At 51.1% G+C, this 10,034-nt stretch carries 7 protein-coding genes; 3 read left to right on the top strand and 4 right to left on the bottom strand.

Translation table 11 applies throughout. From position 1 onward, the window contains the following. Nucleotides 1-130: 130 nt before the first annotated feature. Entirely contained in the window at nucleotides 131-1,330 is a 1,200-nt protein-coding gene (gene tyrS / locus IC617_RS11855; protein ID WP_087506408.1) for a tyrosine--tRNA ligase, read from the bottom strand. A 196-nt stretch (nucleotides 1,331-1,526) separates the two neighbouring features. On the opposite strand from tyrS, the gene IC617_RS11850 reads away from it, so the two are divergent. From IC617_RS11850 to IC617_RS11840, 3 genes are all read left to right on the top strand, one after another. Next, complete coding sequence (locus IC617_RS11850) at nucleotides 1,527-2,837, top strand: peptidoglycan DD-metalloendopeptidase family protein (protein WP_191145196.1); 1,311 nt, start codon at nucleotides 1,527-1,529, stop codon at nucleotides 2,835-2,837. Between the two features lie 8 nt (nucleotides 2,838-2,845). After that, nucleotides 2,846-3,955, top strand: a complete 1,110-nt coding sequence (locus IC617_RS11845) for an anhydro-N-acetylmuramic acid kinase (protein WP_191145195.1) — start codon at nucleotides 2,846-2,848, stop codon at nucleotides 3,953-3,955. A 163-nt stretch (nucleotides 3,956-4,118) separates the two neighbouring features. Next, on the top strand, nucleotides 4,119-5,030 hold the full coding sequence (locus IC617_RS11840) for a substrate-binding domain-containing protein (RefSeq protein ID WP_191145194.1): 912 nt from the start codon (nucleotides 4,119-4,121) through the stop codon (nucleotides 5,028-5,030). Nucleotides 5,031-5,038: 8 nt separating this feature from the next. On the opposite strand, the gene IC617_RS11835 is transcribed toward IC617_RS11840, so the two are convergent. The 3 genes from IC617_RS11835 to IC617_RS11825 all read right to left on the bottom strand — a co-directional run bounded on the left by IC617_RS11835 (nucleotide 5,039) and on the right by IC617_RS11825 (nucleotide 10,032). Continuing rightward, the gene (locus IC617_RS11835) at nucleotides 5,039-5,833 is read right to left on the bottom strand and encodes a sulfotransferase family protein (protein WP_191145193.1); all 795 of its coding nucleotides are present in this window, start codon (nucleotides 5,831-5,833) and stop codon (nucleotides 5,039-5,041) included. Between the two features lie 65 nt (nucleotides 5,834-5,898). Further along, entirely contained in the window at nucleotides 5,899-6,735 is an 837-nt protein-coding gene (locus IC617_RS11830) for a 23S rRNA (adenine(2030)-N(6))-methyltransferase RlmJ (protein WP_191145192.1), read from the bottom strand. Nucleotides 6,736-6,879: 144 nt separating this feature from the next. Then, on the bottom strand, nucleotides 6,880-10,032 hold the full coding sequence (locus IC617_RS11825) for an efflux RND transporter permease subunit (protein WP_191145191.1): 3,153 nt from the start codon (nucleotides 10,030-10,032) through the stop codon (nucleotides 6,880-6,882). Nucleotides 10,033-10,034 lie beyond the last annotated feature (2 nt).

The following is a 10,034-nucleotide window of genomic DNA, read 5'->3' as shown; positions in this document are numbered from 1 at the left end:
CGATTGTGGCAAGGATGGTTCAAACTACAAACCATCCTTGAAGGCTATGAGCTAGCCAAGTCTCTTGAGCTCTGAGATGTGATCAAGAGACAGGCATAAAGCGGGCTTTCTAAAATCGACAGAGCTGCAATTAAGCGACAGTCACCTTGGCAAAACGACGCTTACCAACTTGGAATACCGCCGTTGTGCCAGTCGCAACTGTTTGCTTGGCGTCAGCAACTTTCTCACCGTCTTGTTTCACCGCACCTTGTTTCACCATGCGCATGGCTTCAGAGGTCGAGGCCACCAGACCTGCATCTTTCAGCAAATTCGCCATACCGATTTCACCGTCAACAGCATTCACGGTTACTTCGGCGATATCGTCTGGAATCGCGCCTTTTTGGAAGCGCGCAATAAACGCCTGCTCCGCGCCATCAGCCGCTGCTTGGTCGTGGAACCGAGCAATGATTTCTTTGGCTAGTGCGATTTTGACATCTCGTGGGTTTTTGCCAGCTTCAACATCGGCTTTAAGCTGCTCAATTTCAGCCAACGGACGGTAGCTCAGCAGTTGGTAGTAACGCCACATCAAGTCATCTGAAATCGACATGATTTTGCCGAACATCTCATCGGCTGGCTCAGAAATACCAATGTAGTTATTAGCTGACTTGGACATTTTCTTAACGCCGTCCAAACCTTCCAGCAGTGGCATGGTCAGCACTACCTGAGGCTTTTGACCGGCGTCTTTTTGCAGCTCACGGCCCATCAACAGGTTGAACTTCTGATCGGTACCACCAAGCTCAATGTCGGCATTTAGCGCCACTGAGTCATAGCCTTGCAGCAACGGATACATGAATTCATGAATCGCAATCGGCTGGCCACCGGTGTAACGCTTTTTAAAATCATCACGCTCAAGCATACGGGCAACAGTTTGCTTTGCAGCCAAGCGGATCATGCCTTCAGCGCCTAGTTCTGCCAGCCACTCCGAGTTAAACACAACGCGTGTTTTCTCTGGGTCGAGAATTTTGAAAACCTGCTCTTTGTAGGTTTCGGCGTTAGCAAGTACTTGCTCTTTGGTCAGCGGTGGACGCGTAGAATTTTTGCCTGTTGGGTCACCAACCATGCCGGTGAAGTCACCAATCAGGAACACCACTTGATGGCCGAGTTGTTGAAACTGGCGCAATTTGGTCAGGATCACGGTGTGACCTAAGTGGATATCCGGTGCCGTTGGATCGGCACCTAACTTGACGATCAGCGGGCGATCTAATTTTAGTTTTTCAACCAGTTCGTCTTCGACCAGAATTTCCTCTGCACCCCTTTTAATCTCAGCAAGTGCGGTTTGCAAGTCGGTCATGAATCGCCCCTTTTTTTAGATGAATACGTCAAAGCGGACGGATTGTACTTGAAAAATACAGTCAATATAAGTATCAAGTAGCACTGTAGGCCAAGGGATTGTTGACCTTTGATGTGTATTTCTTGTTTCAATGAAGTCTTTATTTGAGCAAGCAAGCGCTTAGTTAAATCACATACAAACAAAGAGTAGTTGTACAATGACGCGGGTATTGCACCGCATGCCAAGCAGCCATCGCTGGTTGTTGGGTCTGTGTGTATTCTTTATTTTGCTGGGAATAATTTGGCCTTCGGAACAGGCTAAAGCCACGCGCACTGCGGACGCGCCCTGGCAGCTAGAGCTCAACAAGCGTTATCCCCTTCCTCTCGATCTGCAAGCCTCTCAAGCCGCAGCGCAAGCTGCCGAAGCGGCGGAGCAATTCAATTGGCAAGTCGAAACGGTGAAGTCAGGCGATAGCCTGGCGAAACTATTTAGCCGCGCCGGATTATCGGCCAAAACCCTGCACCAAATCATGCAACTCGGCAAACCTGTTGCCGCGTTGAAGAAAATTCACCCTGGCGATCAAATTAGCTTTGCCAGAGACACCGACGGCAACTTGCAGCAACTGGCTTATGCCATCAGCGAAGAAAAGACTCTTTATGTCGATGTCATCGACGGCGGCTTTGATGCCCGTACGGTAGAAAAAGAATTCGAACTGCGCAGCGACTATGCTGGCGCCACCATCGAAAGCAATTTCTGGAATGCCGGTATTGAGTCTGGCATGACGCCAAACTTGATCATGGCGCTGGCCAATATTTTCGGCTGGGATATCGACTTTGCCCTCGATATTCGCAAGGGCGATAGCTTTACCGTCATTTACGAGACTCGTTACCTCGATGGCGAGTTTGCCGGTTATGGCGATATTATCGGGGCCGAGTTTGTCAATCAGGGCGAGCGCCACCGTGCCATACGTCATACCGATGGCAATTATTACTCGCCAGACGGCCATGCCATGCGCAAGGCGTTTTTACGCGCACCGGTTAACTTCAAATACATCAGTTCCAGCTTCAACCCGCGTCGGCTTCACCCTGTGACCGGTAAAGTTAGACCACACCGCGGTATTGATTACGCCGCCAAGACCGGCACACCTGTGGTTGCCGCTGGCGATGGTAAAGTCATGAAGTCAGGGTACAGCCGCCTGAATGGTAACTATGTATTCATTAAGCACGGCGAAAAGTACGTCACCAAATACCTTCACTTGCACAAGCGCTACGTGAAAACGGGCCAGCGAGTGAAGCAGGGCAAAACCATTGGTACCGTTGGCGCCACCGGCCGCGTTACCGGCCCTCACTTACACTATGAATTCTTAGTCAATGGCGTGCACCGCAACCCGCGCACGGTGAAGTTGCCGCAATCGCAAGCCATTGCCAAAAAAGAGCGTCAGTCGTTCTTGAACCTTGCGAAACAAATCGGTCATCAGCTAGATTCCAATCAACGCATTCTCTTGGCGATGAACGCCAACAATGACTGATTGATGAAATGAGCAAATACTATATCGGACTAATGACAGGAACCAGCATGGATGGGCTGGACGTGGCATTAGTCCGTTTTGGTGACCACCAGCTAGAGCTGGTTGCCGCCCACACCTACTCCCTACCTGATACCTTAAATACGCTTTGCCAGCGGCTATGTGAGCCGGGCTCTGATGATCTCGACTCGTATGGTCGCGCTCACCAATGGCTTGGGGAATGTAGCGCTGACGCGATCAACCAACTGCTGGAAAAAGCCGGCATCGCCGCGAGCGAAGTGAGTGCCATTGGCAGTCATGGCCAAACCGTGCGTCACCGACCCGATCTCGATCATCGATTTACCCTACAGCTTGGCGATGCGTCGATCATTGCCGAAAAAACCGGCATCGACACCGTAGCGGACTTCCGCAGCGCCGATATGGCTGCGGGCGGTCAAGGCGCGCCATTAGTGCCGGCGTTTCATTCTTGGTTACTAGGTAAACGCGAAGAGCCGACCATCATTGTCAATATTGGCGGTATCGCCAATCTGACTTATCTGCCAGCCAATAGCGATCATATCTTTGGCTTTGACACTGGTCCTGGCAATACCTTGATTGATAGTTGGTGCCAACTTCATACCGGCCAGTCTTATGATGACAATGGTAATTGGGGCGCCTCGGGCAATATTGATCAAGAGCTATTGGCCAACCTAATGACCGATGCCTACTTCCATCGTCCCGCCCCCAAAAGCACTGGCCGCGAGTATTTCAATGTTCATTGGCTAAAAGACTATATGGGTGATGCCAAGCCAATTGCATCAGCCGATGCACAGGCAACCTTACATGCCCTCACTGTGCATAGCATTGCCGATGCCATCCGACCATTGGCCAGAGGCAAGTGCAATGCCTACATCTGTGGCGGTGGCGCCCACAATGGTTTAATCATGCGCTCGTTGACGCAAGCCATGCCCTCTCACACCGTTGACACCACCGCAGCCCTTGGACTGGATCCCGATTGGGTTGAAGCAGTTTGTTTTGCTTGGTTGGCTCATTGTTTTGAACAGCGTATTCCTGCGAATGTGCCGAAAGTAACTGGCGCCAACGGACCACGCATCTTGGGATGTTTGTATCCGTCTTGCTGATCGGTCAATCACAGTAAACTGAGGTTGCCACTGGCTGGCTTATTGTCATGTGAACTAGCAGGGCTGCTTTTCAGTACTAAACTTTAACGTCCTTAGTTTCTAATATTGATTTGTTGTGCAGTTACGATTTCTAACACCATCTCACTCCCCAACGAAGTCAGCCTTGACGTGGCTGATACTCGGTGTGTTTGTGCTGTTGGCATTATTTAGCGGCAGCCTTCAGGCGAGCTGCTATGGTGTCGTAACCGCTGGGGGAGGCGCAAATTACTGGCAGCAAGTGGTGAAAGGTGCGCAAACAGCCGCCAAAGAAATTGATATTGCCATCATCACTCGCGGTATCGCCGACGAGCGCAACGACGAAGCACAGGCGCTCATCATTGAGTCCATGCGGCAAAAAGGCTGCACCGGCTTTCTACTGGCTCCCAGTTCGACCGCTCTTCTTGATACGGTGACCCAATACAAATCCATTGGCATCCCTATTGTCTTCGTCGATCGAGATATGGGAGGAGACAGAGCTGCCGTCCTAAAAACCAACAATTATCGCGCCGGTCAACTGGCCGCCAACCAAATGGCACACCAACTCGCTCCGGGAGCAAAAGTTGGCGTATTTCGCACTCATCAATTGGATAAAACAGTCGCGGCTAGGGTGGCAGGTTTCATCGATACCGCTAACGACATGGGCATTGATGTGGTCTTTAACGAGCTAATCGGCACTGAGATTGGCGAAGCACGAAGTAACATTAACAAGCTATTGCTAGAGCACCCCGCAGTAGATGGGCTGTTCAGCCCGAATGAAAACAGCACGGTAGCAACGATTGCCAGCCTTGATGGCTGGCAAAACAATTCCCGACCAGTGCACATTGGCTTTGACAGCAACCGCTATATTGTCAAAGCTCTAATCGCAGGTAAGTTGGCTGGTTTTGTCGTTCAAGACCCATATCGTATGGGCTACGATGGCATCAAAACGCTGCATCGCATCCGATTAGCGCAAGCTGTCGAGGAACACACGGATATTCCTGCTGTATTCGTTAACCGCGATAATTACCAAAGCGCCGGAATCGCCGCCAAATTGTAGGTCCGGTGTTACTCTCGCCAGCTATCCAAATTCCAGCCCAACAGAGACTCTAACTTGCTGATCTCGTCGCTGAAAATTGAACGCAGTTGGTCCTTTTCATCGGCGCTGATTTTACTGACATATGGCCGGCTATGAACATCTTTCTTTGCCGTATGAGGCAGTTCCGCAACACCTAAAAAGCGATAGATCTGATTGACCGTGGCGGTGGGGTCAGCAAGCAGCTCATCATGTCGTAAAAACAAGGTTTGTTGTTTTGGAAACAGCTGCCAGATACGCTCGATTTGCTGGCTGTAGAAGCCTCGATCAACATAGGAATATTTACGAGAACTACCACGGCTGTGTTGAATACGCTCCGCTTCTTCGGCCATTGCCTGAACGAACGGTAGCTTTTCCCGCCCTCGGTGGCGCTCCATATTCCAGTGGGAATAAGCTCGCTCGATGGGATTTCTCAATACCGCAATCACTTTCATGTCAGGGTTATAGCGATGGATGCGCGGCATGCAATCAGGCAGATACATATAAGCAGGCGTGACATGCCCCATCAGACGCTCACTGCAGTCCGATGGGTAAAATGCATGATAGTGGCGGTAATTCGGCTCACCGTTGGCAAACAGCCGACTGTTATCAAAGAAGTGCACTTCTTTTTTATCCGGCATGGCGAGGCTCTGATGTCGTCGCAGGTATTGATCAAGCGCTGTAGTGCCGCTCTTCTGGGCTCCGGCCACAACAAAAGAAACGCGCTGCGGAGTCACTTGATTGCTGACTAAACGCCAGGCCACCTTGAGGCGAGTCGATAACGGCATAAGAGCTTTCTCGGAGACTGTAAAATCGGCCATGAATCTAACGAATTAGCGCGCTGAAAGCAAAATCATTCGGCAACCAAGGTGTCACAGCGATAATGCTGGTCACCATCAATAGACACGGCTTTGGCCAATCTTGGCAGAATAGCTGACATGGTAGCCATCAAGATCCATGGTGGATTCACCACGTACATGCCCGATGATGTCATGCCTTTTTCATCCGAATCTGCTGAAGTGCCCAACTCAAAGCGCTGAATATTGGCAATACCACTGTTGATAAACTGCTGATCGAGCTTGTCGATGCGAGCCCGCTCAACCACTGGATACCACAGCGCATAAACCCCTGTTGCGAACTTCTTATGCCCATGAGCAATGGCATCAAACACTTGCTGATATTCGGTTTTGATTTCGTAGGATGGATCAATCAACACCAGTGCGCGGCGGCTTTGCGGCGGCAACAAGCCTTTCAGACGCTTTAAACCGTCTTCTTGGCTAACCCGAATACGGCGATCGCGGCCCATGTTGTTCACTAGGTGCTTGTAATCTTGCGGATGCAATTCGGTCAACCAGGATTTATCGCCTTCTCTTAACATGAGCTTGGCCAGTAGCGGCGAGCCCGGATAAAAGTTCAGCTCGCCACTTGGGTCAGACGCTTTGAGTAACTCAAAATAACGGCTCACCTCGGGATAATCTTCGGCTTTTAATTTGCCGATACCGCCTAAATGTTCGCTCAGCTTATTGGCCGTTTTTGTGTTGAGATTGTAAAGCCCTGCCCCAGAGTGAGTATCGATGTAATCCAGTGGTTTTGGTTTTTGCTGCAGGTACTGCATGATTTCAACCAGCACGATGTGCTTGAGAACATCGGCGAAATTACCGGCATGGAATGAGTGGCGATAGCTAAGCATGGTGAATCCTAAATGGTTAAGGGCTGGATTATACCAATGTCGCAAGATATCAACAGCTATCGATTTGGCCGACGACGCAGTCAAAATGGCAAAAAAAGAGGCGCCTGCGGGCGCCCCAAAACCTATTGATGTAACTGGATCAAGTTACGCGGCGGAGTGGATATCCTCGACCTTGGCATCGGGTTTTGTCGGCTCGGCGGCCTGCCGGCGACGATTAAAGAAGTCACTGACGTTAGCGCCAATCATCAGCAAACAAGGGGTCAGCACTAAGGTCAAAACCGTTGCAAACGCCAATCCCCCTGCAACTGCGGTTGCCAGCTGCGACCACCATTGGGTTGAGGGTGCGCCATGCTGAATAGTCCGCGCCATCAAGTCGATGTTGACTTCCAGCACCATCGGCAATAAGCCAAGGATCGTCGTCACAGTGGTCATCAACACCGGCCGCAAACGTTGCGCGCCCGTTCGCAAAATCGCTTCGCTGGCCGTCATTCCTTGCCGCCGCAAAACATTAAAGGTGTCAATCAACACAATGTTGTTGTTGACCACAATTCCCGCCAGCGCAATCACGCCAATACCCGACATAACAATGCCAAAGGGCTTCTGGAATATCAGCAGGCCGAGCAATACGCCAACAGTAGAGAACACCACCGCACTGAGGATCAAAAACGCCTGATAAAAACTATTAAACTGAGTAACCAAGATAATGGCCATGACGAACAGCGCCACCATAAAGGCATTTTGCAAGAAGGCTGAGGATTCATCTTGCTCTTCATTCTGGCCTTTGACCTCAATATGAACGCGCGGATCGATGCCCAGATTTGGCAACTGCTCCTGCAGTTTCGGCAGTTCAAGATTTAACAACGCACCGGGGATCAGATCGGCACTGACCGTCACCACCCGCTTGCCATCAACACGGCGGATGGTATCGAGCTTTTTCTCTGGAGTGCGCTGGACAAAGTTACTGATAGGCACCTGTCCGGCGTAAGTACGCACTCGCAGTTCGTCCAGTCGGCCCAAGTGGCGCTTCTGTTCGGGGAAGCGCACCCGAATATCGAGTTCGTCGTCGACATCATCCGGCCGATATTCACCAAGCTTGAGACCATTGGTGACCATTTGCACCGTCGCCCCTAGGGTCGTGACATCGGCACCGAAGCGGGCAGCATCAGAGCGATCAACTTGCAGTTGCCATTCGATACCGGGCTTGCTGCCATTGTCATCGATATTGGTGAAGCTACCATTCTCAGCCAATGCATGACGCACGGTGCGCACGGCATCATCAACTAAGCCTGGGAACCGAGAACTGAGCTGTAGCCGCAGATCTTTACCACCACCGGGACCATTTTCATCTTTGCGGATCTCAATTTCGACGCCAGCGAGATCGCCAGTTGATTCGCGGATCTCATCGATAATGGTATTGGCCGAGCGACGCTGATCCCAATCGACTAAGTTAATTCGGAAATAGCCGATCTCACCGTTATTGCCGGTCAGCGTGTAGAGCGTTTCAATTTCGCCCATATCGACCATGCGCTGCTCAATATCGCGCATGATGGTGTCTTTTTCATAGACCGATAAATCACCATGGGAGCGCACGTAGACGTTCGCGCCGGAAGGCTCAACATCAGGGAAAAACTCCATCCCTAAATTCGACATGGCATAGGCAACGACAACGCTAATGGCGAACAAAATCGAACCAAGCAAGACCCAAACCGGCCGTTTAATAGCGCCCGCTAACGTGCGCAGGTAAGTACCGGTAAACCCTTTAATGGCGGTGACATCGCCCTGCTCGGCGAGCATCAGTTGCTGTTTGGCTTCGGCACTCACCGGGCGGCTTTTGCCGATCATCGAGCCTAATGCTGGCACGAAAATCAACGCCATAAACAGGCTAGCCGAGAGCGTGGCGATGAGCGTGATCGGCAGGTACTTCATGAATTCGCCCATGATCCCCGGCCAGAAAATCAGTGGCGCGAAAGCCGCCAGTGTTGTCGCCGTTGAAGCGGTGATTGGCCATGCCATTCGTTTTGCGGCTTGCAAGTAAGCCTGCTTGCGCGGCATGCCTTCACTCATGCAACGGTCGGCGTATTCGGTCACCACAATGGCGCCATCGACCAACATCCCCACCGCCATGATCAAGGCAAATAACACCACAATATTGACGGTAAAGCCCATAATAGCCAGCACTAGAATACCGGTTAAAAACGAGCCGGGAATCGCCACCCCGACCAATCCAGCACTGCGCAAACCAAGCACCGCGACAATGACAATCACCACCAGCAAAATCGCTGATAACACATTGTTTTGCAGATCATTGAGCATCTCTTTGACGTCTTCTGATTGATCGCCGGTGTAGGCTACTTCGACGTTGGCAGGCCAGACTTTCTGCTGCTCCGCCACCAGCGCCTTGGTTTTATTAACCGTTTCAATAATGTTTTCGCCGGGCCGCTTAACCACTTCCAGTGAGACCGTTGGCTGGCCGTTCAAGCGGGCAAAGGTACTGGGGTCTTTATATGCACGGCGGACGGTGGCGACATCAGCAAAGGTAATCACTTTATCGCCATCCACTTTAATCGGCATTTCCATGACGTCGCGAACGGTTTCAAATACCGATGGCACCTTCACCGCAAAGCTACCCTTGCCAGTATCCATAGTGCCAGCGGCCACCAAACGGTTATTGCGCGACACCAGACTGGCAATGTCGCCTTGGTCAAGGTCGTAGCTTTCCATCAGCAATGGATCGACGATGATTTCAACAATGTCTTCGCGATCGCCACCAATTTTGACTTCCAGAATTTCTGGCAAACTTTCCAGTCGATCTTGCATATCACGGGCGAGCTGGATCAGCGCTCGCTCTGGCACTGGACCTGCCAGCATCACGGTAATAGCTGGATTCTGCTCGGCCATTTTTACTTCGTGAACCGATGGTTCTTCGGTTTCGCTTGGCAGCTTGGCTTTGGCCAAGGTGACTTTGTCACGGACGTCTGCCAGCGCATCTTTTGGATCGGTGCCAGCAAGAAATTCCAGCGTCACCGAAGCATGGCCTTCGCCAGCTCGCGCTGTCATTTCTTTTACCCCTTCGATCGAGCGTAATTCGTTCTCCATCGGCCGTACCAGCATGCGCTCAGCATCTTCTGGGCTAATACCATCATGTGTCATGGAGACATAAATGTACGGGATCAGGACATCTGGGTTGGATTCCTTTGGAATAGATACATACGTTGAAACACCGGCGATTAATACCAACACCAGGATCATCATGACAGTGCGGGTACGGCTTAATGAAGCTTCAATAAGAGCGAGCATGA

This window comes from Neiella litorisoli, from assembly GCF_014773395.1.
Lineage (GTDB): Bacteria > Pseudomonadota > Gammaproteobacteria > Enterobacterales > Neiellaceae > Neiella > Neiella litorisoli.
The sequence above is the reverse complement of the archived record's forward strand: the minus strand, read 5'-3'. Positions and strand labels throughout refer to the sequence as shown.